Source organism: Amycolatopsis sp. CA-230715 (assembly GCF_018736145.1).
In the GTDB taxonomy this organism is placed as follows: Bacteria; Actinomycetota; Actinomycetes; order Mycobacteriales; family Pseudonocardiaceae; genus Amycolatopsis.
This window is the reverse complement of sequence record NZ_CP059997.1, coordinates 8,311,066-8,335,638: the sequence shown is the minus strand read 5'-3', so window position 1 is coordinate 8,335,638 and position 24,573 is coordinate 8,311,066. Positions and strand designations below refer to the sequence as shown.

Below are 24,573 nucleotides of genomic sequence, written 5' to 3'. Positions count from 1 at the left end.
AGAGAAGCGTCAGGCGTCTTCCTCTTCGAGCATTTCGGGGGTGACCGCGGACTCGGTGTCCGGGATGTTCTGCTCCTTGGCCTTCTTGTCGGCCATCGCGAGCAGGCGGCGGATCCGGCCAGCCACCGCGTCCTTCGTCATCGGCGGATCGGCGAGCTGGCCCAGTTCCTCCAGCGAGGCCTGCCGGTTCGACAGGCGCAGCTTGCCCGCCATCAGGAGATGGTCCGGCGCGGAGTCGCCGAGGATGTCCATCGCCCGTTCGACGCGGGCGGCCGCGGCGACGGCCGCGCGGGCGGACCGGCGCAGGTTCGCGTCGTCGAAGTTGGCCAGCCGGTTCGCGGTCGCGCGCACCTCGCGGCGCATGCGGCGCTCTTCCCAGTTCAGCACGCTCTTGTGCGCGCCGAGCCTGGTGAGCAGCGCGCCGATCGCGTCACCGTCGCGCACCACCACGCGATCCGCCCCGCGCACCTCGCGCGACTTCGCCTGGATGCCGAGCCTGCGCGCGGCGCCGACGAGCGCCAGCGCGGCCTCGGGACCGGGGCAGGTCACCTCCAGCGACGACGACCGGCCCGGCTCGGTCAGCGACCCGTGCGCGAGGAAGGCACCGCGCCACGCGGCTTCGGCGTCGGCGATCCCGCCCGACACGACCGCGGCGGGCAGCCCGCGCACCGGGCGGCCGCGCTGGTCGATGAGCCCGGTCTGCCTGGCGAGCCCCTCGCCGTCCTTCACCACGCGCACCACGTAACGGGTGCCCTTGCGCAGCCCGCTCGAAGACAGCACGTGCACGTCCGAATGGTGGCCGTAGAGGTCGTGGATCTCCTTGCGCAGGCGCCGCGCGACCGAGCCGGTGTCCAGTTCGGCCTCCACCACCACGCGGCCGCCGACGATGTGCAGCCCGCCCGCGAAGCGGAGCATCGAGGCCACCTCGGCCCGGCGCGGGCCGATCTTGGTGATCTCCAGACGACTCAGCTCGTCCTTCACCTCGGCGGTCATCGCCATACGCCGCTCCTCACCCTCTCCCACCGTTCGGCCGGGCGCGCCCCTGCGCGCGCCGTGGCCGTGGCATCGCTAGTCAAAGCTCGTTGAATGTCCTTATCGCAGGCCCGAAGACCCGCGAAGCCACGCGAGGTGGCTCCATATGCTCCCTTGGCGAGCTTAAGGCCGCGCCTCCGGGCCCCGGTCACCGCGCTCGCCAAGACCGAGAGCCTCTCGCACACAGCGCGCGAGCGCATCCGGATCGTGCTGGCTCGGCGCGGTCGGCTTCGCCACGTCGGCCAGGTGCGCGCGGGCGCCGAGCGCGGCCGCCGCGTCGCGCAGCCTCGCCGGGACCGGCACCGATTCCCGATCCGCGATCACCGCGTCGACCTTCAGCTCCGGCGCGTGCTGGAGCAGAACGTCCAGATGGCGCTCCGGCGAAAACCCGGCAGTCTCCCCCGGTTGAGGGACGAGGTTGAGGATCACGATCTTCGTGGCTTCGGTGCGCACCAAGGCATCGTGCAGCTCGGGCACCAGCAGGTGCGGCAGCACGCTGGTGAACCACGAACCAGGGCCGAGGAACACCACGTCGGCGCCGAGCACCGCGTCGACGGCCTCCGCGCAGGCGCGCGGAGGGTCCGTGGAGTGCCGCGCGGTGTCCACCGTGATCCGTTGGACCTGCCCCGGGGTGGAGGCCACCGCGACCTGGCCGCGGATCCGGCGGACCGCGCCGGTGGCGAGATCGCCGTCGAGCCCGGTCACCTCGGCCACGATTTCCAACGGTTCGGGTGACATCGGCAGCACGCGGCCGGACACCCCGAGCAGCCTGCGCGCCTCGTCGAGCGCGGCCACCGGGTCGCCGAGCACCTCGAACAGACCGGCCAGCAGCAGATTGCCCACCGCGTGCCCGGCGAGCGCGCCCTCGCCGCCGAACCGGTGCTGAAAGACCTCAGCCCAGAAGGTGCCGCCGTCCTCGGCCGCGGCCAGCGCGGCCAGCGCCTGCCGGAGATCACCCGGCGGCAGCAGGCCCAGTTCGCGGCGCAACCGACCGGAGGAACCGCCGTCGTCGGCGACCGTGACCACCGCGGTCACCTCGTCGGTCAGGCGCCGCAACGCGGTGAGCGTCGCGTGCAGCCCGTGGCCGCCGCCGAGCGCGACCGCGCGCACGTTACTCGCGGCCAAGGTCGCGGTGCACCACCTTCACGGCCATTCCGTCCTCATCGGACAGTCGGGTGGCGAGCTCCTCGGAAATGGCCACGCTGCGGTGCTTCCCGCCGGTGCACCCGACCGCGAGCGTGAGGTAGCGCTTGCCTTCGCGCTTGTACCCGGCGCCGATGAGCCCCAGGAGCTGGTGGTAGCGGTCGAGGAACTCCTCGGCGCCTTCCTGCGAGAGCACGTAGTTGCGGACCTCGCCGTCGAGACCGGTGTGGTCGCGCAGTTCGGGGATCCAGAACGGGTTCGGCAGGAACCGCACGTCCATCACGAGATCGGCGTCCATCGGCAGGCCGTACTTGTAGCCGAAGGACAGCACGGTGACGCGGGTCTGCGTGCTCGCCTCGGAGCCGAACGCGTCCTCGATCTTGGCCCGCAGGTCGTGCACCGACAGCGACGAGGTCTCCAGCACGAGATCGGCTTCCTCGCGCAGCGGCGCGAGGAGCGCCCGCTCGGCGGTGATGCCGTCGGCGAGCCTGCCGTCGCCCTGCATCGGGTGCCCTCGGCGCACCGCCTCGAACCGGCGCACCAGCACCGCGTCCGTCGCCTCCAGGAACAGCACCCTCGGCTTGTAGCCGCGCGCGTCGAGATCCTTGATGACGGAGGCGAGGTCGTCGGTGAACGCGCGCGAGCGCACGTCCATCACCACGGCCACCTTGGTGATCACGCCGCGCGCCTGCGCGCCCAGCTCGACCATGGTGGCGATCAGCTCCGGCGGCAGGTTGTCCACCACGAACCAGCCGAGGTCCTCGAGGCACTTCGCCGCGGTGCTCCGGCCCGCGCCGGAAAGCCCGCTGACGACCGCGACCTCCATCCCTGCGCGCGCGTCGCCGCTGTTTGCACTGTCGCTCGTCACGAGCCCTTCTCCCCTCCGTGGCCGGCTTCCGCCGAACCGTTCGTCGAACCGGCCAGCGCGGCGTGCACCGCTTCCGCGGTGCGCCTGCCGAAGCCCTGCACTCCGGCGATCTCGTCCACGCTCGCCTGCTTGAGTTTCTTCACCGAGCCGAAATGCTTGATGAGCGCCGTCTTCCTCGCCTGGCCGAGACCGGGCACGCCGTCGAGCGCCGAAGACTGCACGCGTTTGGACCGCTTTTCGCGGTGGTACCGGATGGCGAACCGGTGCGCCTCGTCGCGCACGCGCTGGAGCAGGTAGAGCCCGTCGGAGGTGCGGGGCAGGATGACCGGATCCGGGTCGGCCGGCAGCCACACCTCTTCCAGTCGCTTGGCGAGACCGATCACGGCGACGTCGGTGATGCCCAGCTCGGCGAGCACCTCCGCGGCGGCGGTGGCCTGCGGGCCCGCGCCATCGACGACCAGCAGGTTCGGCGGGTAGGCGAACTTGCGCGGCCTGCCGGTCTCCGGGTCGATCCCGGGCGTTGACGTGTCCTCGGCGCCTTCGATGTCGGCGGTTTCCTTGAGGTAGCGCGAAAACCGCCGCCGGACGACCTCCGCGATGGAGGCGACGTCCCCCTCCTCCGCGGCCTCCCTGAGCGCGAAGCGCCGGTACTCCGACTTGCGCGCGAGGCCGTCCTCGAACACCACCAGCGAGGCCACCACGTCGCTGCCCTGGATGTGGCTGATGTCCACGCATTCGATGCGCAGCGGCGCGGTGTCGAGCCCGAGGTGCTCCTGCAGCTCGGACAGCGCGGCCGAGCGCGCGGTGAGGTCGCCCGCGCGCTTGAGCTTGTGCTGTGCGAAGGCCTCGGTGGCGTTGCGCTGGACGGTTTCCGCGAGCGAGCGCTTGTCCCCGCGCTGGGGCACCCGCAGCTGAACTCGCGAGCCGCGCAGGCTCGACAGCCACTCCCCGACCGCGTCGGCGTCCGCGGGCAGTTCGGGCACGAGGACCTCGCGCGGCACGGGCGAACCCGGCTCCGCGTCGTCGCGGGCCAGTTCGGCCTGCTCGCCGTAGAACTGGGTGAGGAACTGGTCGACGAGCGCGGGCACGTCCATTTCCTCCGCCTTGTCGACGACCCAGCCGCGCTGCCCGCGCACGCGCCCGCCGCGCACGTGGAAGACCTGCACGGCGGCTTCCAGGTCGTCGTGCGCGAAGGCGACCACGTCCGCGTCGGTGCCGTCGCCGAGCACCACGGCCTGCTTCTCCATCGCCCGCCGCAACGCCCCGATGTCGTCGCGCAGCCGCGCCGCCCGCTCGAACTCCAGCTCCTCGGACGCCCGCGCCATGTCCTTTTCGAGCCTGCGCACCATCGCGTCGGTGCGGCCGGCGAGGAAGTCGCAGAAGTCCTCGACGATCGCGCGGTGCTCCTCCGCGCTGACCTTGCCGACGCACGGCGCGGAGCACTTCTCGATGTAGCCGAGCAGGCAGGGCCTGCCGATCTGGCCGTGCCTGCGGAACACGCCGGTGGAGCAGGTGCGCGCGGGGAACACCCGGAGCAGCAGGTCGAGCGTCTCGCGGATCGCCCACGCGTGCGCGTACGGGCCGAAGTACCGCACGCCCTTCTTGCGCGGGCCGCGGTAGACGTGCAGCCGCGGGAACTCCTCGTGCATCGTCACCGCGAGCACCGGGTACGTCTTGTCGTCGCGGTAGCGGACGTTGAACCGCGGGTCGAACTCCTTGATCCAGTTGTACTCCAGCTGGAGCGCCTCGACCTCGGTGCCCACCACGGTCCATTCGACGCTCGCCGCAGTGGTCACCATCTGCCGCGTCCGCGGGTGCAGACCGGCGAGATCGGCGAAGTAGGAGCTCAGCCTGCTGCGCAGGCTCTTCGCCTTGCCGACGTAGATGACCCGCTTCGTGGCGTCGCGGAACTTGTACACGCCAGGTGCGTCCGGGATGCTCCCCGGTGAGGGACGGTAGGTGGACGGATCAGCCACGGCACAAGCCTATGGCGCGGCACCGACAGGTTCGTGCACCCCCCGGTCTCGCCCACGTGAGAGTGGGCCTTTCCCGCCGGTTATGACGCACCGGAGCCGAATACCCGACGGAAGTCGGGCTTTTCCCCGTACCAGACCTTCGTTGGTTCCTACCGGGTGATTCAGATGGTTACTTTCCGTCTCACGCCACTTCGGCGAAGAAAATCATTCAGGGGCCTCCTGGTCCGGCGGAAAGGACTTCTCAGCCGTGAGCCGCACACGCATCCTTGGCGCAGCCTCCCTCACCGCGGTCGCACTGACCCTCGGTGCGGGCGCCGCCACCGCAGCACCCTCCTCCGGCGCGCAGCCGCTCATCGTCGGCGGCACCACCGCGCAGGCCGTTCCGTGGGGCGCGCAGGTCTACGTCAACACCCCCGACCGGCAGTTCCAGGGCTTCAACTGCTCCGGCACGATCATCGCCGCCGAGTGGGTGCTCACCGCGCACCACTGCCTCGACGAGGACGGCAGCGGCATGCACGTCAAGGTCGGCAGCAACAAGCTGTTCGAGGGCACCGAAGCGGAGGTGGACCGCAAGGAGGTCTCGCCGAACGGTGACATCGCGCTGCTGCACCTGAAGAAGGGCGTCGACACCACCTTCATGAAGCTCGGGGACGGCGACCCCGCCGCAGGCGCCACCAACGAGCTGTACGGCTGGGGCCGCGAAACCCCGACCGGCCCGCCAGCCTCGGCGCTGAAGACCACGAACGTCAAGGTCAAGGGCACCTCTTCGGACAACGACGGCGGCCCGGCGATCCAGAGCGTCGGCATCAACGGCGCCGCGTGGAAGGGCGACTCCGGCGGCCCGCAGGTCTCGGACGGCGTGCAGGTCGGCGTCGCGTCGACGGTGCAGAACCAGGACGGCACCAACAAGACCGGCACGAACAACTACTCCAGCGTCGCCGCCAGCAGGGACTGGATCAAGCAGACCGCTGGGGTCTGACCCCGATCAACGGCCGTTCCCGCCAGCGCGATCCGCGGCGGGAACGGCCGTCTCCATTCCCGGTGGCGGCTTTTTCGGCCACAGCCGGGCTTCCGCACATGCCCCGAAGGCCACCTTCGGGGAACTGAGCGCCGTGAACTGAGCGCCGCGAACTCGGCCCTCGCGGAAGCCTGCCGCCACAACAGAAATCCCCTTATGCCCCGAAGGTGACCCTCGGGGCGCTTAGCGCCACTTTTCTCACTTTTTCATGGAGGGCGGGCTCCGCTTGCCGGTGCCCCGAAGGTGGCTTTCGGGGCGCCAGATGCCCCGAAGGCCACCTTCGGGGACTCCGCGCACTTGCCGGGCCAAGAGGAAGTCGGCTCAGGCGAGGAACCCCTCGACCACGTCGTCGACCCGTGCCGCCACCACGTGCGGGCGGTCGACCACGGGCGAGAGGGCACCTTCGAGCCGCGTCGCGAGCCCGGCCAGCAGCCCGGCCCGCAGCGCGCCGTGGGTGTCCCACGAATGCACGGCGACGAGTGCCGCCGCTTCCGGTGCGACGCCGATTTCCCGGCACGCCCAGTGGTAGACCTTCGACGGCGGCTTGAACGACGCGATGCTTTCCGCCGACAGGATTCCGGCGAGCTTGTGCCCGATCCCCGCCGCGTCGAGCGCCGACGAGATGACCGACGCCGAGCCGTGCGTGAAGGCGTAGCAAGGGATTCCCGCGTCGGCGAGCAGATCGAAGGCGGGTTCGGCGTCCGGCTGCAGCGGGAGGCCGGTGAACCCGTCCAGGATGTGGTCCACCGGTTCCGGCCCGAGCCCGGTGGTGAGGGCGAGTTCGGCGGCCGCGACCGCCCGGAACGGCGGCGCCTCCCCCGCCAGCGTGAACGCCATCCCGTCGCGCAGCATACGGGCGAAGAACAGTTCGAGTTCATGGCCGGGCCGTCCCGCCTCGACGAACCGCTGCCGCAGCGGTTCCAGCTGGACGAGGGTTTCCAGCACGTCGAACAGAACTGCGGCGGGGCGGCGCATCGGTACTGCCATGGTCGCGGAATCTACCCATCCCATACCCGGCGCGCCGGGTATGGGATTCTCGGGCCATGCGCATCGCGACCTGGAACGTGAACTCCGTCGGCGCCAGGCTTCCCCGCCTGCTCTCGTGGCTCTCGTCGGCGAAACCGGACGTGCTGTGCCTGCAGGAGCTGAAGTGCACCACGGAAGCCTTCCCGCACAACGAGGTCGGCGAACTCGGCTACGAGGTCGCCGCCTACGGCCTCGGGCGGTGGAACGGGGTCGCGATCCTGTCCCGCGCGGGGATCGACGAGGTGACCCGCGGGCTCGTCGGCGAACCCACCTACGACGACACCGCCGAACCGCGCGCGATCGGCGCGACGTGCGGCGGGGTCCGCGTGTGGTCGGTCTACGTGCCCAACGGCCGCGAACCGGAGCACGCGCACTACGGCTACAAGCTGCGCTGGCTCGACGCGCTGCGCGCGACCGCCGAGGCGGAACTGGCCGCGGACCGCCCCTTCGCCGTGCTCGGTGACTTCAACATCGCACCCACCGACGAGGACGTGTGGGACATCAGCGCGTTCGAGAACTCGACCCACGTCACCGAGCCGGAGCGCAAGGCACTGGCGATGCTGCGGGAGACCGGGCTCTCCGACGTGCTGCCGAGGGCGCTGAAGTACGACCGCCCCTACACCTACTGGGACTACCGCCAGCTCGCGTTCCCCAAGAACCGCGGCATGCGGATCGATCTGGTGTACGGCAACCCGTCGTTCGCGAGCGCCGTCGAAGACGCCTACGTCGACCGCGAGGAGCGCAAGGGGAAGGGCGGGTCCGACCACGCACCGGTGGTCGTCGACCTCACGCCCTGAGCCCGGCGAAAACCCGTTGCAGCGCGCGGCGGCACAGCGCGCGGAAGTCCTCTTCGGACAGTCCGATCCGGCCGCCGAGGTAGAGCTGCACGAGTCCCTGCGTCTGCGCGGCGAACGACTGCGTGACCTCCAGGGGGTCGTCCTCGCGCAGAGTGCCGTCCCGCATGCCCGCTTCCACCGCGCGCACGGTCTGGCTGAACGGCGGCGCGCCCGCGCCGCGGAAGTCGTCCGGGAACCGGGGCACGCCGTCCCTGCGGTCGATCATCAGGAAGGTGTAGAGCCGGGGGCGGCGCAGCGCGAAGTCGAGGAAGTCTTCGAGCATGGCCATGATCGTGCTTTCCGCGTCTCCTTCGGCGGCCCGCTTTTCCCAGTCCCTGGCCAGTTCCACCGAGCAGGCGTCCGCGATCGCGCGCAACAGCGCCTCGCGGTTCTCGTAGTGCCGGTAGATGGCCATCGGCGTGACGCCAACCGCCTCGGCGACCTTGCGCATGCTGACGGCGTCGGCGCCGTCCTTCTCCAGGATTTCCCGTGCCGCCACCGCGATCCGCTCAGCCGTCTTCACGTCTACACTGTACACAGCGCGGTGTTGTCGGTGCCGGGTGAGAGGCTGTCGGCATGACCGGACCGAAGAGCGAACTGCACCATTACCTGCGCGCGGGGCGGGACGCCCTGCTGTGGAAGCTCGACGGGCTCGGCGAGTACGACATCCGCCGCCCGCTGACCCCCACCGGCACCAACCTGCTCGGGCTGGTCAAGCACCTCGCCGGGTGCGAATCGGGGTACTTCGGCACGGTCTTCGGCCGCCCGTGCCCCGAGCCGATGCCGTGGCTGACCGAGGACGCCGAGCCGAACGCGGACATGTGGGCCACCGCGGACGAGACGCGTGCGGAGATCGTCGGTCTCTACCGCAGGGTGTGCGCGCATTCGGACGCGACGATCGAGGCGCTTTCACTGGAATCGATGGGCAGGGTGCCGCACTGGCCGGAAGGCAAGAACGAGGTGACGCTGCACCGGGTGCTGGTCCACATGACCGCCGAGACGCACCGGCACGCCGGGCACGCCGACATCGTCCGCGAACTCGTCGACGGCGCCGCCGGAATGGTGGCGGGCAACGACAATCTGGCCCCGGGCGATGCGGCGTGGTGGAGCGACTACCGCGCCCGCGTGGAATCCGCCGCCACGGAAGCCGCGCGCCGGTCATCCTGACGGGCGGCACGGAAAACTGGCTGGCGCCAGCGCGAGGGCCGGATTTGTGGCGTTCAGGTCCCCGAAGGTGGCCTTCGGGGCATGAGCAATCGCGGCGCTACTCGGACCAGGCCTGCTTGTGCAGCCGACGCAGGACGCGCACGGCTTCGACGGCGCGTTCCCGGTCGACGGCCTGCACCGCCATCACCGAGTAGTACTCGTCGTCCGGCAGTTCGAGCCTGGCCCACGAAGCCCCGTCGGGGAAGCTCACCGACAGCACGTCCGTCCACGCGAAACGCTTGCCCACCAACACATTGCGCACTTCGATGCCCTCGGCGTCGGCGCGGACCCTCGGCATCGCGAACAACATGGTGCCGAGGCCGAGCAGCACCCCGATGCCGATCATCGCGACCTGGTCGGAGGTCTGGAAGCGCACCCCGGTGTTCGAGCCGCGCAGCAGCACCGCGACCACGACGAACACCGCCACCAGCAAGACCGCGAGCGTGGCCGACATCCAGAACGCGCGACGCGGCCGGATCACGACGGTTTCCTCGGCTGGTCGGGTCATCACGGTCACACGAAGCCCCGCTCGGTCCACGGCTGCCGCACCGACCGCAGCACGCGCGCGGTGTCCAGCGCGGCCACCGTCGCCTCGAACCCCTTGTCCTCTTTGGACTCCGGCAGCCCGGCCCTGTCCAACGCCTGCTGTTCGGTGTCGCAGGTCAGCACGCCGTTGCCGATCGGGGTGCTTTCGTCGAGCGCCACCCTGGTGAGCCCGATCGTCACGGCGTCGCACACGTACTCGAAATGCGGTGTGCCGCCACGGATGACCACGCCGAGCGCGACCACCGCGTCGTGGTTGCGGGTCAGCGCCTGCGCCACCACGGGAAGTTCGATCGCACCGGCGACCCTGACCACCGTCGGCTCCTCGGCCAGCTTCGCCTCACCCGCCGCGGCGAGCGCGCGGGACAGCAGGGAGTCGGTGATCTTCGGGTGCCACCGCGTGACCACGACACCGAGCCGCAGGTTCTCGCACTCGCTCAGATCCAGCGTGACGTCGGGACGCCCTTCACCGCTCACCGCGCGCCACCCCCGTTGCGCACGTCCTCGACGTCCGCGCCGACCTGGTCGAAGTTCTCCAGCTGCGACAGGTCGTGCCCCATCCGGTCGCGCTTGGTGCGCAGGTACCGCAGGTTCTCCGGGTTCGGCGAGATCGGCAACGCGACCCTGCCAGTGACCCGCAGCCCGTACCCTTCGAGCCCGACGCGCTTGGCCGGGTTGTTCGTCAGCAGCCGCATGGACCGGATGCCGAGATCGCACAGGATCTGCGCGCCGGTGCCGTAGTCGCGGGCGTCCGCGGGCACGCCGAGCGCGAGGTTCGCGTCCACGGTGTCGGCCCCGTCGTCCTGCAACTGGTAGGCCTGCAGCTTGTGCAGCAGCCCGATGCCCCTGCCCTCGTGGCCGCGCACGTAGAGCACCACGCCGCGCCCCTCGGTCGCCACCGCCTGCAGCGCCGCTTCGAGCTGCGGCCCGCAGTCGCAGCGCAGCGAACCGAACACGTCACCGGTGAGGCACTCGGAGTGCACGCGCACCAGGATGTCCTCGCCGTCGCCGATGTCGCCGTAGACGAACGCCACGTGCTCGATGCCGTCGAGGAGGCTGTCGTAGCCGACCGCGCGGAAAGTGCCCGCGGCGAGCGGGATCCGGGCCTCGGCGACCCGTTCCACCTGCTTCTCGGTGCGCCTGCGGTACGCGATCAGGTCGGCGATCGTGATCACCTGGAGGTCGTGGTCGGCGGCGAACACTTCCAGCTCGTCCCGCCGCGCCATGTCGCCTTCGTCCTTTTGCGACACGATCTCGCACAGCACGCCCGCGGGGTGCAGCCCGGCGAGGCGCGCGAGGTCGACCGCGGCCTCGGTGTGCCCCGGCCGCCGCAGCACGCCGCCGTCCTTGGCCCGCAACGGAACCACGTGGCCCGGCCTGCGGAAGTCCGCGGCGGACGACTTGGGGTCGGCGAGCAGCCGGATCGTGTGCGAGCGGTCCGCGGCGGAGATCCCGGTGCTGATGCCCTCGGCGGCGTCGACCGTCACGGTGTACGCGGTGCCCCGCGCGTCCTGGTTCGTGTGGTACATCGGCGGCAGGTCGAGCCGCGCGGTGTCCTCACCGGTCAGCGAGACGCACACGTAGCCCGAGGTGTAGCGCACCATGAAGGCCAGCAGCTCCGGCGTCGCCTTCTCGGCGGCGAAGATCAGGTCGCCCTCGTTCTCGCGGTCCTCGTCGTCGACCACGACGACCGGGCGGCCCGCCTTGATGTCGGCGACCGCCTTCTCGATCCCGGCGTCGTCACCCACCGCGCCCGCACCGCACGGCGCCCACTCGGCGTTGGTTTCCTGGCTCATCGAAGCTCCCCTTCCCCAGCTGTGTTCCCATTCTGCTCCCGCGCGGGCGGCAGATGGGGCGTGGCCAGCTTCTCGACGTACTTCGCGAGCACGTCGACCTCGAGGTTCACCAGGTCACCCGGCTCGCGGCGGCCGAGTGTGGTCAGCTCAAGGGTGGTCGGGATCAGCGCGATGCTGAACTCCTCCGAGGTGATCCCGGCGACGGTCAGCGAGACCCCGTCCACCGCGATCGAGCCCTTCTCCACGACGTACCGCGAGAGGCCTTCCGGCAACGCGAACCTGGTCAGGCCCTGCGGGTCGCGGGAGAGGTAGACCCCGGTGCCGTCGACGTGGCCCTGCATGATGTGGCCGCCGAGCCGGTCGCCGACCGCGGTCGCGCGTTCGAGGTTCACCGGGTCGCCCACCGCGATCTTCGCCAGGCTCGAGCGCTGCAGCGTCTCGTGCACGACGTCGACGGTGAAATCGCTGCCCACGACGTCCACGACGGTGAGGCAGACGCCGTTGACCGCGATCGAGTCGCCGTGCTCCGCGTCCGTCGTCACCACCGGTCCGCGCACGCTCAGCCGCGCCGCGTTCGGGACCTGCTCGACCGCGACGATCTCGCCGAGCTCCTCGACAATGCCGGTGAACACTGCCTGCCTCCTGTATCGACGAGCCGTCCGGACGTCCATGGTGGACCTTCCGGGCCCCTGGCGGGGTGCTGCGGTGACGGGTGCCACGCCCCGCCTGGTCAGTCGCGCTTGGCAGCGCCTGCCGCCCGCGCCCTGAGCGCGGCGATCGCCCGTGCCGGGTCCTTGGCACCGTAGACCGCGGAACCCGCGACGAAACAGTCGACACCCGCTTCCGCTGCACGCTCGATGGTGTCGGCGTTGATCCCGCCGTCGATCTCGACGACCAGGTTCAGGTGCCCGGTGTCGACGAGGCCGCGCGCGGTGCGGACCTTCTCCAGCACGCTGTCGATGAACGACTGCCCGCCGAACCCCGGCTCGACCGACATGACCAGGAGCGTGTCGTAGTGCTTGAGCACCTCGACGACGTCTTCCAGTGGCGTGCCCGGCTTGATGGACAGGCCCGCCTTGGCTCCGGCGGCGCGCAGGTCCTTCGCGATCTTCACCGGATCCGTAGCCGCTTCGGCGTGCACGGTGACGTTGTAGGCACCGGCCTCGGCGTACCCGATGGCCCAGCGGTCGGGGTCGTCGATCATCAGGTGGCAGTCGATCGGCACGTCCGTGGTCTTGAGGATCGACTCGACGACGGGAAGGCCCAGCGTCAGGTTCGGCACGAAGTGCGCGTCCATCACGTCCACGTGCACCCAGTCGGCGCGGGTCTCGCCCGTTCCCGCCACGGCGTGGATCTCTTCACCGAGACGGGCGAAGTCGGCGGACAGGATGCTCGGGGCGATGAGGGGTGCGATGGCCACGGTCACGCAGTGTAGGAGGTCCGCGGGCGCCCGTTCACGACGGGAGTAGGTCCAGTACCTCGGTCAGCGGCTTGCGCGTGTCGATGCGGTGCAGCGCCACCCCGCCCTCGGCCAGCGCGTCGAGGTGGCGTTGCCACGCGGGGTGGTACCGGCGGGCGTCGACCACCTGGTAGGCGACGACGATCCGCACGCGCGGTGACCCCAGCACGTCGCCGAGCACGGTGAGTGCCTGGTTGTCGGCGATGCCCAGCGCCAGCTTCGCGAGCGAGTTCGCCGACGCGGGCGCGAACAGGAACACGTCGGGATCCGGGTGGGGCCTCGACTCCCCCGGCAGCCGCGAGGTGCCGCGCACCGGCAGGTCGACGAGCGCGGCGACCTCGTCGAGGCCGCCGGTGTGCTCCAGCCAGCGCGCCGCGGTCGGGGTGAGCGTGATCGCGGGCCGCCAGCCGCGTTCGACGGCGGGTGCGACGAGTTCGGCGGCGAACCGGGTGTCCAGCCCGCCGCACGCGCTCGCGACCAACCCCAGATCCCTTGCCACTAAAGGGGTTTCCTCAGTACGGCGCAGAACATGGCGTCGGTTCCGTGGCGGTGTGGCCAGAGCTGGACGTACGGGCCGTCGCCGAGCTGCGGTACGCCGGGGAACAGCTCGCGCGCGTCGAGCACCTCGGCGCCGAGCTTGCGCGCGGTTTCCCCGATCAGGCCCTCGGTTTCGGCCAGGTGCGGCGAGCACACGACGTAGGTGAGGACCCCGCCAGGACGGGTCAGCGCGTACGCGGCCGCGACGAGTTCGCCCTGCAGTTTCGTCAGGTCGGCGACGTCCGCCGGCTGCCTGCGCCAGCGCGCTTCCGGGCGGCGGCGCAGCGAGCCGAGCCCGCTGCACGGGGCGTCGACGAGAACGCGGTCGTAGCCGCCGTCCAACTCGCTTTCGCGCCCGTCCGCGACGTGCACGGTCACCGGCAAGCCGTCGGTCGCCTTCTCGACGAGTTTCGCGCGGTGCGGCGCCTTTTCGACGGCGTCGACGTGCGCACCCGCCGCCACGGCGAGTGCGCCGAGCAGCGCCGCTTTGCCGCCCGGACCGGCGCACAGGTCGAGCCAGCGCTCGTCGCTGCCGGTCAGGGGCGCTTTCGTCGCCGCGACGGCGCACAGCTGGCTGCCTTCGTCCTGCACCGCGGCGAGCCGTTCTCGGATCGGTTCGAGATCACCGGGATCGCCGGCGCCGGATTCGAGCCGCACGCCGTAGGGCGAGTACGGCGCGACATCGCCGCCGGTGATCGCGGCGAGTTCGTCGGCACTGATCTCCCCCGGCCGCGCGACCAGGTGGACCTCGGGGCGCGCGTCGTCAGCGGCGAGCGCGGCCTCCAACTCGGGTCCCTTGTCCCCCAAGGCTTCCGCGAACGAACGCGCGATCCAGCGCGGATGTGCGGTGCGCAGCGCGAGGTGCCCGATGGCGTCCTTCTCCTTGTCCGGCGCGAGCTGCTCCAGCCACGCCGCTTCGTCCTTTTCGGACACCGAGCGCAGCACCGCGTTGACGAACCCCGCCACGTGCGAACCCGCGTCCTCGCGCACGAGATCCACAGTGGACGCCACGGCGGCGTGCTCGGGGATGCGGGTGCGCAGCAACTGGTAGGCGCCGAGGCGCAGCCCGTCCAGCACGATCGGGTCCACTTTGGACAGCGGGCGGTCGAGGCAGGCCTCGATCACCGCGTCGAGCAGGCCGACGGCGCGTGCGGCGCCGTAGGTCAGCTCCGTCGCGAGCGCGGCGTCCCTGCCGCTGATCCGCCGGTTGCGCAGCATCTCCGGCAGCGCGAGGTTCGCGTAGGCGTCCCGTTCCCTGATCGCGCGCAGCACGTCGAGTGCGACGCGGCGCGCGGGATCCTGCACCGGCGGACGACGCGGGCCTTCCTTGCGCGGCGCCGGGCGCCCCCGCTGCGGCCTGGACGGCCTCCGCTCCCTGCGATCGTCGCTCATGTGAGGCGCTCCCCTTGTTCCAGTCGTGTACCGCGCGCCCAGTCGGTGGCCGCCATCCGCTTCTTGCCCTGCGCCTGCACCTCGCCGAGCCGCACCGGTTTCGTCCCGGTGCCCACCAGCACCCGCTTGCGCTCCACGGACAGTTCGCCGGGCGGGATCGGGTCGTCGTCGGTCAGCGCGACCGGCCCCAGTTTGAACCGCTCACCGCGGAATTCCGCCCACGCGCCCGGTTCCGGCGTCACCGAGCGGATCAGCCGGTCCACCGCGGACGCGGACCCATCGAAGGAAACGCGGGCGTCGTCGACGCTCACCTTCGGCGCGTAGCTCAGGCCCTCGTCCGGTTGTTCGACGGCGCGCACCGTTCCGTCCTCGATACCGTCCAATGTGGACGCGAGCAGCCGCGCACCGGAGAGCGCGAGCCTGCCGAGCAGGGCGCCCGCGGTGTCGTCGGCACCGATCGCCTCGGTGACGACGCCGAACACGGGACCGGCGTCGAGTTCCTTCACGATCCGGAAGGTGCTGGCGCCGGTGATCTCGTCGCCCGCCTTCACCGCGGCCTGGACCGGCGCGGCGCCGCGCCACGCGGGCAGCAGCGAGAAGTGCAGGTTCACCCAGCCGTGCGCCGGGACGTCGAGCGTCTTCTGCGGCAGCAGCGCGCCGTAGGCGACCACCGGGCAGGCATCGGGCGCCAGCTCGCGCAGCCGATCGAGGAACGCGGGGTCACCGGCTTTGGGCGGGGTGAGGACCTCGATCCCGTGTTCGTCGGCGAGCGCGCCGACCGGGGACCGTTGGACGGTCCTGCCGCGGCCGGAGCGCGCGTCGGGCCGCGTGAGGACGGCGACGACCTCGTGGCGCGACGATTCGAGCAGCGCGCGCAACGACGGGACGGCCGGTTCGGGGGTGCCGGCGAAGACGAGCCGCATCAGCACACCCCTGGGATGTGCGCGGGAGCGAGGGAACGAGACATCCGCGCCAGTCTACGGGCCGTGATCGCCGCCCCCTGCCGGGTCGGCGATCACGGCCGCAGGTCACCTCTCCCCCGGCCACCGCCACGGCAGCACGACCTGCGCCGAGCCGATCCCGCGGCGCACCGGCTCCGCGGCGGCGAGCCAGCGGCCGTCCTTCAGCCGCTCGACACCGGTCGCCGCGCCGATCTCGGCGGGCGCGCTGGAAAATCCCTGTCCTCGCGCTTTCAGGTCGGCGGTCTCCGGCTGGTCGAGGAAGCCCTGCTCGACCTGGGCCGCCGCGGAGTTCCGCTGCGACGCGCGCGGCGCCGCGATCGCGTCGGGCAGGGACAGGCCGCGGTCGAGCCTGCCGAGCAGGACCTGCAGCACCGTGGTGATGATCGACGCGCCGCCAGGCGAGCCGACGGCGAGCAGCGGCTTGCCGCCCTCGAGCACGATGGTGGGTGCCATCGACGAACGCGGGCGCTTGCCGGGGCCGGGCAGGTTCGGGTCCGGCACGCCGGGCGTGACCGGGGTGAACGAGAAGTCGGTCAGCTCGTTGTTGAGCAGGAAACCGCGGCCGGGGACCACGATGCCGCTGCCGCCTTCCTGCTCGATGGTGAGCGTGTAGGCGACCACGTTGCCCCAGCGGTCGGCGACGGTGAGGTGCGTGGTGTTCTCGCCCTCGTACGGCGTCGGCGCGCCGGTCTTGCCTGCCTGGCACGGCACCGGCTTGCGCGGGTCCGCGGGCGCGACCGGGCTGACGCCCGCCTTCTTCGGGTCGATCAGGCACGCGCGCGAATCGGCGAACTGCTGGCTCACCAGTTCTTTCGCGGGCACGTCGATCACCGCGGGGTCCCCGATCCAGCGGTTGCGGTCGGCGAAGGCGAGGCGCGTGGACTCCAGGAAGTAGTGCAGGTAATCGGCCTTGCTCAGCTTCGCGAGATCGGTGTTTTCGAGGATGTTCAACGCTTCGCCGACGGTCAGCCCGCCCGATGACGGCGCGGGCATGCCGTACACGTCGAGGCCGCGGTACCGCGTGTTCGTCGGCGCGCGCTCGACGGTCCGGTAGGCGGCGATGTCGGCCGCGGTCATCGAGCCCGGCCGAACCTTGAGCCCCGAGGCGGGGTCCACCGGCGGCTGCTGCACGGTTTTCGCGATGTCGTCGGCGATCGGCCCGCGGTAGAGGGCGCCCGAGCCCTGCGACGCGAGCGCGCGATAGGTGCCAGCGAGGTCCGGGTTGGTGAACCTCGTGCCGATCTCGGGCGGCGCGCCGCCGGGGAGGTAGAGCGATCGCGTCGACGGGAACGCCGAGAACCGCTTGGCGTTGTTGGCGATCTGGTCGTGGAAGGTCTTGTCCACCACGAACCCGCGCCTGGCGAGTCGTTCGGCGGGTTTGACCGCGGCCGCCAGCGAGCGGGTGCCCCACTTCCGCAGCGCGTCCTGCCAGGTGGCCGGTGTGCCGGGGATGCCGACCGACAGGCCGCTGGTCACCGCGTCGTCGAACGGCAGCGCCTTGCCGTTCTCCACGAACAGGTTCTGATCGGCCTTCGCGGGCGCGGTCTCGCGGCCGTCGAGGGTGTGCACCTTGCCGGTGCGGGCGTCGTAGTAGACCAGGAACCCGCCGCCGCCGACCCCGGCGGAGAAGGGATCCGTCACGCCGAGCGCGGCGGCGGTCGCGACCGCGGCGTCCACCGCGTTGCCGCCCTCGCGCAGCACCTGGGTACCGATCGCGCTGGCGTCCGCGTCGATGCTCGACACCGCGCCGAGGTACCCGACCGCGACGGGCGATTTCGGGCGCTGTGGCAGCGCTTCGGCGGGTGCCGCCACGGCGAGCGGCACCACGAGGGCGACCGCGCTCGCCAAGACCACCGAACGGCGCAGGGTTCTGGATCCTTCAGACATGGCGAGGAGTCTGCTCGTCGGCGGCTGCGCGTTCAATACGGAAGGCGGGTGCCGTCCCGTGTTTTGGTCGGTAAGACTCTCTTCGAACGCCGTCCGGGCACCCGGACGGCGACTGAGCGTGCCCGTACGGGTTGGGAGGGTGTTCGTGGGAATTTCGCGTGCGGTGCTGAGGGTGGTCGCGCCGGTGCTCGCGGCGGTTCCGGTCGCGGTGGCGGTCCCGGCCGCCGCCGAAGCGGCGCCTCCCGCGTCCTGCTTCGACCAGTCCGTCCCGCTGACCGTCGAGGAGCAGCGCCTCACCGCGACGCTGCCCGCCGGCGGGCCCGCGGTCGGCCCCGAGCTGATCCGGCTCGCCGGGTTCGACCGGCTCGTCGACGAGTTCACCGGGAAGCTGTGCCGCACCAGGACCTCCGGCGGCGCCAGGCTGCTCGTGAAATCGGCCGGCGACGACCTGTGGCGCACCGCCGTCGACCGGGCGCAGGGCAGGCGGCCCGGCATGGGCACGCTCGACCGCTACGACGACCGCCCCCTCTACTGGTCCCGGCTCGCGATGAGCAAGGCACTCCGGCAGTGGACGCCGTCGTTCGCGCTCCCGCCGTCGGCGCGGACCGCCCTGCTCACCTCGTTCGACCACGGCGCGCGCGGCCTCGAATCGGACCGGTTCGGCCACGGCGGCGCGCACCGGATCCTGGTCAGCGGTTTCGACCCGTTCCAGCTCGATGGCGCGGGCGTCCGGATCTCGAACCCGGCCGGCGCGTCGGCGCTGCAGCTCGACGGCCGCGTGCTGGCCACCCCGGCCGGACCGGTCCAGGTGCAGGCGGTGTCGTTCCCGGTCGTGTGGGGCTACTTCGACCAGGGCATCGTCGAGGACGCCTACGGCACCGCGCTGCGCAGGGCCGGTGCCAAGCCGGAGCTGATCACGACGATCAGCCAGGGCCGCCCCGGTCAGTTCGACATCGAGCGCTGGGCCGGTGGCTGGCGGGGCAAGGCGCCGGACAACAACCGCGTCACGAGCCCCGGCCCGGTGCCGCCCGCGGCGGGGTGGCCCCAGCCGCCGGACTCGTTCATCGAGACCACGTTGCCGTACCAGCGCATGATCGACGCGGGGACCACGGGCTACCCGGTCAAGTTCAACCAGCAGTTCTGCGTCTGGCCGGACAGCACGAAACCCGGTACCGGCACCCCGGTGTGCCGAACGGACGCGCCGCGTCCCGGTGAGATCGCGGCGCAGGGCGGCGGCGGGGACTATTTGTCGAACGAGTCGATGTACCGCAGCAACCGGGTGCGGCTCGGGCTCGGCGCGACCTCGGTGCGCGGCGGACACCTGCACACCCCGGTGCTCGGCCAGCCCACGGCGCCGGATGCCCTCACCGACGCCGATTTCGAAGCGCGGCGCAAGACCATCGCCAACCAGACCGTCGCACTGGAAACCGCCGCCGCGGGGGCGCTCGGCGACCGCGGCTGACGACGCGGCACCACTGTCACTTGTGGACATAATCGAAACGAAAACAATTCGTCGGCACCGGGCGGTACCCACGGCACGGATCGAATAATGCCGTTTTCCTTCGCACGGCTCGTCTGCGTCGTACCCTCCATTCGGAGGCTCGCCGCACGACGAAAAGGATTATGCGGAGGAAAAGGACATGACCGACGGCGTCCCGGCACAATCCGACCCAAAAAGTGCCGACCCAAAACAGCCCGGACAGGAACGGCTTGCCGCCGTTCAGCAGGATCTGTTGCGCGCCATCGAACGCACGCAGCAGGAGGGCAGAGAGGCCTCCGCCGCCAGTGCGGCACTCGCCCGCGTTTCCGGCAGGGCGAGCAGCAAGGACAACGCGGTCACGGTCGTCGTGGATTCCAATGGCGTGCCGAAGGACATCGCGTTCACCGACAAGATCGGGAGCCGGACCCCGCACCAGCTCGCGGCCGAACTGATGGGCTGCCTGCAGCGGGCGCAGGCGACGCTCGCCCGCGAATTCGCGCAGCAGGCCGGGGACAACCCGTTCGCGGCCAAGATCGCGCAGGGGTACGAGAACCGCTTTCCGGAACCGGAAAGCGATGCGGTCCCCGCACCGGTGCACGAAATGCAGGTCGGTCAGCTCTCCGAACCGGAATCCGCACCGGCACCGCCTCCCGCGCCGCGAAAAGTGCCGAAGCGCCAGCGTGAAAAGGATGAAGAGTACGAAGAGGACTTCGGGCAGACCGGTTTCCTGCTGGGCCCCGACGGCAAACGGGGGCCGAATCATGGCTGAGGGCTACCACGTCGATCCCGAACGACTCGGTGCGCACCAGCACGACGCCGAGCAGGCCGCCGCCACCGGGAAGCAGGTCGCCGACGCCGGGCACCAGGTGACGCCCGGCGGCTGGGACAACGCCTACGGCCTGATGTTCCAGATGTTCCCGCAGGCGACGAGGCCGATCGCGGAGGCGTTCATCTCGTTCGCCTCCGACGCCGCGCAGGCGCTGCAGAACACGGCCACCGCGATCGGCACCGCGGCCAAGAAGTACGAGAACAACGATCAGGACGCCGCGGACTCGCTGCGGAAACTGGGGCAGCAGGTCGAGAACACACCGGAAATGCACGTGGGCGGAGGAGCACCCGCCGCGCCCCCGCGAACCGAGGGGCAGGAGGTCTGACCATGCCGGAAGGCAACCCGCTCGTCGACAAGGACGCCACGACGAACTGGCAGGGGTACAGCCCGTTCACCTGGAACTCGCGCGACGGGTACGGGCCGATCATGCCGGGCCCCGGCGCGGACGACACGAACCAGCACTGGTTGTCGGGGATCCCGATCGACGGCTCCGTCGAGAACCTCGTACACGACATCCAGCAGGACGACACGTTCAGCTACGTTTTCGACTCGTTGAGCGCCGCGCTCGAAACCGCGAGCTTCGTCGAAAGCGCGGTGGACGCCACCACGTCGCTCGGGGGCGCGGTGGGCTTTCTCGCCCAGCCGCTGATCGCGTGGATCCTGGACCACGTCAAGCCGCTCCGGCTCGTCCTCGACGAACTGGTCGGCAACTCGGCCACGGTCAAAGGTGTCTCCAAAACCTGGACGAACATGGGCAAGGCGCTCGGCGAGGCCGCGAACAACTACGGCACCGCCGCCCAGAAGACCCAGGAGTACTGGCAGGGAAAAGCGGCCGACGCCTACCGGAAGCGCGCGCGGGCGCTCGCCATCGGCCTCAACAGCCTCGGCCTGCTCTGCGAGGTGTGGGCGAATCTGCTCGCCATCGTGAGCCAGATGGTCCAGGCGATGCACAATCTGGTGCGCGATGTCATTTCCGGGCTGGTCGCCACGCTGATCAAGCTGGCGATCGACTCGATCGGCGAAGGCCCGCCGCCGGTGGATCTGGTCTTCATGGCGAAGGACGGCATCGTCTACGTCGTCAAGGCCGAAACCATCGTGGCCCAGGCGCTGACCAGCGTCGGCAAGGGCATGACGAAAGCACTGTCGATCGTCGCGAAGGTCCTTCTCGCCATCCGGCAGATCGCCACCGCGATCAAGAACCTGATCCAGTTCGCGCAGCAGGGCGGCACCGCGGCAGCGGCGCCGAGCTAGCGGCGCTCGCCCGGCTACGTCGGCCGCGCGGCCGTCTGTGCTTCGCCCTGGTGGTGACCCGGCGCCCCGCCCGCACCACCAGGGCGAGGGAGCAGTAGACCGCCCCGGCGAGTGCGGCGGCGCCGATGGCGTCGCTCGGGCGGTGCCAGCCCGCGATCACCACCGCCAGCCCGGCAAGCACCGCGAGCACGACGTCGACCGCGAAGAGCCAGGGCGAGGCGGTGCGAGGTGCCACCATCAGCAGGGCCAGCCCGGTCGCGGTGGCGGCGGTGACGTGGCCGCTCGGAAAGGTGTTGTGCGCCAGTTCGGGCTCCGGGCCCAGCTCCGGACGGTCGAGCACGACCACCTTGAGCAGTCGGGAGGCGCCGATCGAGCACGGAATGACCGCGGCCGCCAGCACGCCGGTCCGCGGAATCCGCCGGAGGAAACCGATTGCCAGCACACCGAGCGTGGTACCCAGCAACAACGGCACGCACCCGATGCGCGCCAGCAGCCAGGACGAGAAGTCCTGGACCACCGTGGAGGTCTCGGTGCTCAGCCGCCGGAACACGTCGCGATCCCAGCGCTGGCCCGCCCCGGTGAGCACGAAACCCAGATAACTGGCGAAGAAGATCGCGACGCACAGCACGAGCGAGTGTCTCAGCGAACGAATGTTGTCAACCGTAGCGGCGGATTCAACAGTTCGTCGCGAGTAAAGCACAACTCTCCCGTAAAACGTAGTTGTGACCGGATTTCAGTTCTTCACACCATTCACCGGCCGCCACCGCGGCTCGGTCGGGACTCGACGGGAGTCGCCTCAAGTTCCTTGTGCCACAACGATTTTCATCGATGCGAGCAGGAACGAGGCAACGGTTCCCCGACGGACCGTCAGCCCACTCCCCCTTTCGGCGAAAAGGTCTTGGCCAGCGTCGAACTGCCACCGGGCCTGCTATGTGACAATACGAACACGGCCAGCAAGGGCATACTCGATGGACCGACCGGGATGGGTCAACCCTACAAAAGTACTGGGCCACGATCTTGTCTCGAAATTAGCGCGACAGGACAGGTCCGCCACTCATCAGCACTCAGTCTCGCGCACATCACCCGACCGGCGGTTGAACCGTGCTGTTTTTGTCGTGGTCCGACGACAGACAACGATTTCCCCGCGCAAAACGCAAGAGATCGCCGCATCCGCTTGACTCGGAGCAATTGACCAAGGCGAGCGTCAGATCAGTTCCAGCGGATCCAGTTGGACGCGCGCGGGGTCGGCTTCCTTGCGCGCCGCCCGTCCCGCCTGCGCGGCCGCGAGCGCGGCGGCCAGCGCCCGCCCGTCACCGCGGGGCACGCGGATCAGCGCGCGCTCGCGCTCCGCGTTGCCTTCGTCGTCGACCTCGCCCACCGGGACCGGGCCCAGCACCTCCCCCGTCGCTGGCAGGGCCAGCTCGGCGAGCAGGTTCGCCACCGCGTCCGGGCTCCCCTCGACGCTGGCCATCCGCACCGCGGGCGGGAACCCGAGCTCACGGCGTTCCGCGAGCTCGTTCCCCGCGTGCCAGGCCGGATCCCAGCGCATGAGCGCCTGCACGGGCGCGAGCGAGGCGTCCGCGCCGACGACCACCCGGCCGCCTTCGGCACCGGGGCGCACGAGCGCGGCGGCCGCCATCCACCGGCGCAGGGTCTCCTCCGCGGCACGGAGATCGGGCCTGCCGAGCAGCGCCCAGCCGTCGAGCAGCAACGCCGCGCCGTACCCGCCGTCGGCGACCGGTTCCGCACCGGGCGTGCACACCACCAGCGCCGGTTTGCCCGGTACGGTCGCGAGCACTTCCTTGGCGCCCGAAGTGCGCACCGCGACGCCGGGGAACGCCCTGCCCAGTTCCTCCGCGGTCCGCTTCGACCCGACGACGACCGCGCGCAGCCGGGGCGATCCGCACGCGGCGCAGCGGAAGTGCGCGTCCGGCACCCCGCACCAGCGGCAGATCGGGGGCCTCGCGACGCCTTCGTTCGCGCCGCCGGGGAGCAGGAGCGGGCCCGCGCAGCGACGGCAGTGCGCCGGGGTGCGGCAGTGCCCGCAGGCGAGGGCGGGCACGTACCCGCGCCTCGGCACCTGCACGAGCACGGGCGCACCGGCGCCGAGCGCCTGCCTCGCGGCTTCGAACGCGACGGAGGGCAGGCGGGCCGCCTTGGCCGCTTCGTCGCGCGCTACGTCGAAGTCCTCGCCGACCGGGGTCACCCGCGGCGCGCTGGCCCGCAGCTGCTCGCGGGAAGCGCGCACCTCGTGCGCCCAGCCGGACTCGACCAGCAGCTGTGCTTCGGCGGTGCGGTTGAACCCGGCGACGAGCAGCGAGGACTGCGTCGCGTGCGCGCGCAGCATGAGCACGTCCCGCACCTGCGGATACGGCATGTGCGGGTCGACGTGCAGGTCGTCGCCGTCGTCCCAGACCACGAACAGGCCGGGGTCGGCGACCGGCGCGAACATGGCCGCCCTGGTGCCGATCACGACCCGCACCGCGCCGCGCGACACCGCGAGCCAGCGCCGGTACCGCTCGGCAGGCCCCACTTCGGCGGACAACGCCACGAAGGCGTCCGCGCCCAGCGCCGCCGCGCACGCCGCGTGCAGCCGCTTGAGATCGCGCTGATCCGGCACCACGAGCACGACACCGCGGCCGAAAGAGGCGACCACCGCGGCGACCTCGGCCAGCCGCGACGGCCAGTCCTCGCCGGGAAGTGCCTGCCACACCGCGTTCGCGGGACGCCCGGCGCCGAGCGCTTCGACGAAGTTCTCCCCGCGCTGGTACCGGTTCCATCCGGTGGTCTCCGGCGCTCGCGGTGCCTCGGCGACCTCGCGCGGCGGCTCGCCTTCCGCCTTGCCGTGGCGCGGCGGGATCGCCAGCCGCAGCACGTCGATCAACGAGCCGCCGTACCGTTCGGCGACCGCGCGGGCCGTCCTCGCGAGCGCGGGCCCGAGCACCGGCTCGCTCGAGGTGACGCGGTCGAGGAACGCGAGCTTGCCCTTGTGCTCGGTGGTGTCCCCGCGCTCCAGCAGGAAGCCGTCGACGAGCTGCCCGGCGAACCGCACGCGCACCCGGCAACCCGGTACCGCGGCCTCGTCGAACTTCTCCGGCACGTGGTAGTCGAACGTGCGGTCCAGATGTGCCAGCGGCACGTCCACCACGACCCTGGCGACCGGCGCGCTCGCCGCGGGTCGCTGCTGGCCCTTGGCGTCGCGCGCCTCCTTCGCCGCCTTGCGCGCCGGATCGATCTTCTTCTTGGCGCGCGGCGGTTCCGGGAGGTCCCAGAGGGGTGTCGTCTCCTGGCGGCTCACCCCGTGATCTCTACCAGACGGGCCGGACAACCCT

The 24,573-nt window shown here is 71.0% G+C and carries 24 protein-coding genes; 7 read left to right on the top strand and 17 right to left on the bottom strand.

The annotated features are described in order from the left end of the window. Positions 1-9 precede the first annotated feature (9 nt). From whiA to uvrC, 4 genes are all read right to left on the bottom strand, one after another. Positions 10-999 (bottom strand): DNA-binding protein WhiA, encoded by a 990-nt coding sequence (gene whiA, locus HUW46_RS39280; RefSeq protein WP_215543751.1) that lies wholly within the window; start codon positions 997-999, stop codon positions 10-12. 156 nt (positions 1,000-1,155) lie between these two features. Beyond that, positions 1,156-2,142 (bottom strand): gluconeogenesis factor YvcK family protein, encoded by a 987-nt coding sequence (locus HUW46_RS39275; RefSeq protein WP_215550390.1) that lies wholly within the window; start codon positions 2,140-2,142, stop codon positions 1,156-1,158. 1 nt (position 2,143) lies between these two features. Then, positions 2,144-3,001 carry an RNase adapter RapZ gene (rapZ, locus tag HUW46_RS39270; RefSeq protein ID WP_215550391.1) on the bottom strand — a complete coding sequence of 286 codons (858 nt, stop codon included), beginning with the start codon at positions 2,999-3,001 and terminating at the stop codon, positions 2,144-2,146. Between the two features lie 38 nt (positions 3,002-3,039). Beyond that, positions 3,040-5,019, bottom strand: coding sequence for an excinuclease ABC subunit UvrC (uvrC, locus tag HUW46_RS39265; protein WP_215543750.1), 1,980 nt, complete (start codon positions 5,017-5,019; stop codon positions 3,040-3,042). Positions 5,020-5,266: 247 nt separating this feature from the next. Between uvrC and HUW46_RS39260 the strand changes: the two genes are divergently transcribed. Next, on the top strand, positions 5,267-5,998 hold the full coding sequence (locus tag HUW46_RS39260) for a S1 family peptidase (protein ID WP_215543749.1): 732 nt from the start codon (positions 5,267-5,269) through the stop codon (positions 5,996-5,998). Positions 5,999-6,358: 360 nt separating this feature from the next. Here the strand turns inward: HUW46_RS39260 and HUW46_RS39255 are convergent, their stop codons facing one another. Continuing rightward, positions 6,359-7,024, bottom strand: coding sequence for an HAD family hydrolase (locus tag HUW46_RS39255; protein ID WP_215543748.1), 666 nt, complete (start codon positions 7,022-7,024; stop codon positions 6,359-6,361). A 56-nt stretch (positions 7,025-7,080) separates the two neighbouring features. Here HUW46_RS39255 and HUW46_RS39250 point away from each other — a divergent pair, with 56 nt between their 5' ends. Further along, positions 7,081-7,860 carry an exodeoxyribonuclease III gene (locus HUW46_RS39250; RefSeq protein ID WP_215543747.1) on the top strand — a complete coding sequence of 260 codons (780 nt, stop codon included), beginning with the start codon at positions 7,081-7,083 and terminating at the stop codon, positions 7,858-7,860. On the opposite strand, the gene HUW46_RS39245 is transcribed toward HUW46_RS39250, so the two are convergent. After that, positions 7,850-8,422, bottom strand: a complete 573-nt coding sequence (locus HUW46_RS39245) for a TetR/AcrR family transcriptional regulator (RefSeq protein WP_254125383.1) — start codon at positions 8,420-8,422, stop codon at positions 7,850-7,852. The two genes, HUW46_RS39250 and HUW46_RS39245, sit on opposite strands and share 11 nt — an antisense overlap. Positions 8,423-8,475: 53 nt before the next feature. Between HUW46_RS39245 and HUW46_RS39240 the strand changes: the two genes are divergently transcribed. Then, positions 8,476-9,066, top strand: coding sequence for a DinB family protein (locus HUW46_RS39240; RefSeq protein WP_215543746.1), 591 nt, complete (start codon positions 8,476-8,478; stop codon positions 9,064-9,066). Positions 9,067-9,163: 97 nt separating this feature from the next. On the opposite strand, the gene HUW46_RS39235 is transcribed toward HUW46_RS39240, so the two are convergent. The 9 genes from HUW46_RS39235 to ggt all read right to left on the bottom strand — a co-directional run bounded on the left by HUW46_RS39235 (position 9,164) and on the right by ggt (position 17,681). Further along, the gene (locus HUW46_RS39235) at positions 9,164-9,613 is read right to left on the bottom strand and encodes a PH domain-containing protein (protein WP_215543745.1); all 450 of its coding nucleotides are present in this window, start codon (positions 9,611-9,613) and stop codon (positions 9,164-9,166) included. 5 nt (positions 9,614-9,618) lie between these two features. Then, positions 9,619-10,125 carry a 6,7-dimethyl-8-ribityllumazine synthase gene (ribH, locus tag HUW46_RS39230; protein ID WP_215543744.1) on the bottom strand — a complete coding sequence of 169 codons (507 nt, stop codon included), beginning with the start codon at positions 10,123-10,125 and terminating at the stop codon, positions 9,619-9,621. Then, a complete protein-coding gene (locus tag HUW46_RS39225) occupies positions 10,122-11,444 on the bottom strand; it encodes a bifunctional 3,4-dihydroxy-2-butanone-4-phosphate synthase/GTP cyclohydrolase II (protein WP_254125381.1) in 1,323 nt (440 codons plus the stop codon). The genes ribH and HUW46_RS39225 overlap by 4 nt, the downstream gene beginning before the upstream one ends. After that, positions 11,441-12,076: a riboflavin synthase gene (locus HUW46_RS39220; protein WP_215543743.1), complete on the bottom strand. Its 636-nt coding sequence runs from the start codon at positions 12,074-12,076 to the stop codon at positions 11,441-11,443. Before HUW46_RS39220 ends, HUW46_RS39225 begins: the two co-directional genes overlap by 4 nt. 98 nt (positions 12,077-12,174) lie before the next feature. Further along, positions 12,175-12,864 carry a ribulose-phosphate 3-epimerase gene (gene rpe, locus HUW46_RS39215; protein WP_215543742.1) on the bottom strand — a complete coding sequence of 230 codons (690 nt, stop codon included), beginning with the start codon at positions 12,862-12,864 and terminating at the stop codon, positions 12,175-12,177. Positions 12,865-12,898: 34 nt separating this feature from the next. Next, positions 12,899-13,402 (bottom strand): flavoprotein, encoded by a 504-nt coding sequence (locus HUW46_RS39210; RefSeq protein WP_215543741.1) that lies wholly within the window; start codon positions 13,400-13,402, stop codon positions 12,899-12,901. Next, entirely contained in the window at positions 13,402-14,832 is a 1,431-nt protein-coding gene (locus tag HUW46_RS39205; RefSeq protein WP_215543740.1) for an RsmB/NOP family class I SAM-dependent RNA methyltransferase, read from the bottom strand. Before HUW46_RS39205 ends, HUW46_RS39210 begins: the two co-directional genes overlap by 1 nt. Continuing rightward, positions 14,829-15,755, bottom strand: coding sequence for a methionyl-tRNA formyltransferase (fmt, locus tag HUW46_RS39200; protein WP_215543739.1), 927 nt, complete (start codon positions 15,753-15,755; stop codon positions 14,829-14,831). The genes HUW46_RS39205 and fmt overlap by 4 nt, the downstream gene beginning before the upstream one ends. A gap of 105 nt (positions 15,756-15,860) precedes the next feature. Next, positions 15,861-17,681: a gamma-glutamyltransferase gene (gene ggt, locus HUW46_RS39195; protein WP_215543738.1), complete on the bottom strand. Its 1,821-nt coding sequence runs from the start codon at positions 17,679-17,681 to the stop codon at positions 15,861-15,863. A 145-nt stretch (positions 17,682-17,826) separates the two neighbouring features. On the opposite strand from ggt, the gene HUW46_RS39190 reads away from it, so the two are divergent. The 4 genes from HUW46_RS39190 (at position 17,827) to HUW46_RS39175 (ending at position 21,241) form a co-directional block, all read left to right on the top strand. Continuing rightward, a complete protein-coding gene (locus HUW46_RS39190) occupies positions 17,827-19,143 on the top strand; it encodes a pyroglutamyl-peptidase I (protein ID WP_254125379.1) in 1,317 nt (438 codons plus the stop codon). Between the two features lie 178 nt (positions 19,144-19,321). Next, complete coding sequence (locus tag HUW46_RS39185; protein WP_215543737.1) at positions 19,322-19,930, top strand: YbaB/EbfC family nucleoid-associated protein; 609 nt, start codon at positions 19,322-19,324, stop codon at positions 19,928-19,930. After that, positions 19,923-20,315, top strand: coding sequence for a type VII secretion target (locus HUW46_RS39180; RefSeq protein WP_215543736.1), 393 nt, complete (start codon positions 19,923-19,925; stop codon positions 20,313-20,315). The genes HUW46_RS39185 and HUW46_RS39180 overlap by 8 nt, the downstream gene beginning before the upstream one ends. A gap of 2 nt (positions 20,316-20,317) precedes the next feature. Beyond that, entirely contained in the window at positions 20,318-21,241 is a 924-nt protein-coding gene (locus tag HUW46_RS39175; protein ID WP_215543735.1) for a hypothetical protein, read from the top strand. Here the strand turns inward: HUW46_RS39175 and HUW46_RS39170 are convergent. Further along, positions 21,183-21,869: a phosphatase PAP2 family protein gene (locus HUW46_RS39170; RefSeq protein WP_215543734.1), complete on the bottom strand. Its 687-nt coding sequence runs from the start codon at positions 21,867-21,869 to the stop codon at positions 21,183-21,185. The two genes, HUW46_RS39175 and HUW46_RS39170, sit on opposite strands and share 59 nt — an antisense overlap. Positions 21,870-22,445: 576 nt before the next feature. Beyond that, positions 22,446-24,539 carry a primosomal protein N' gene (locus HUW46_RS39165; protein WP_215543733.1) on the bottom strand — a complete coding sequence of 698 codons (2,094 nt, stop codon included), beginning with the start codon at positions 24,537-24,539 and terminating at the stop codon, positions 22,446-22,448. Between the last annotated feature and the right edge of the window lie 34 nt (positions 24,540-24,573).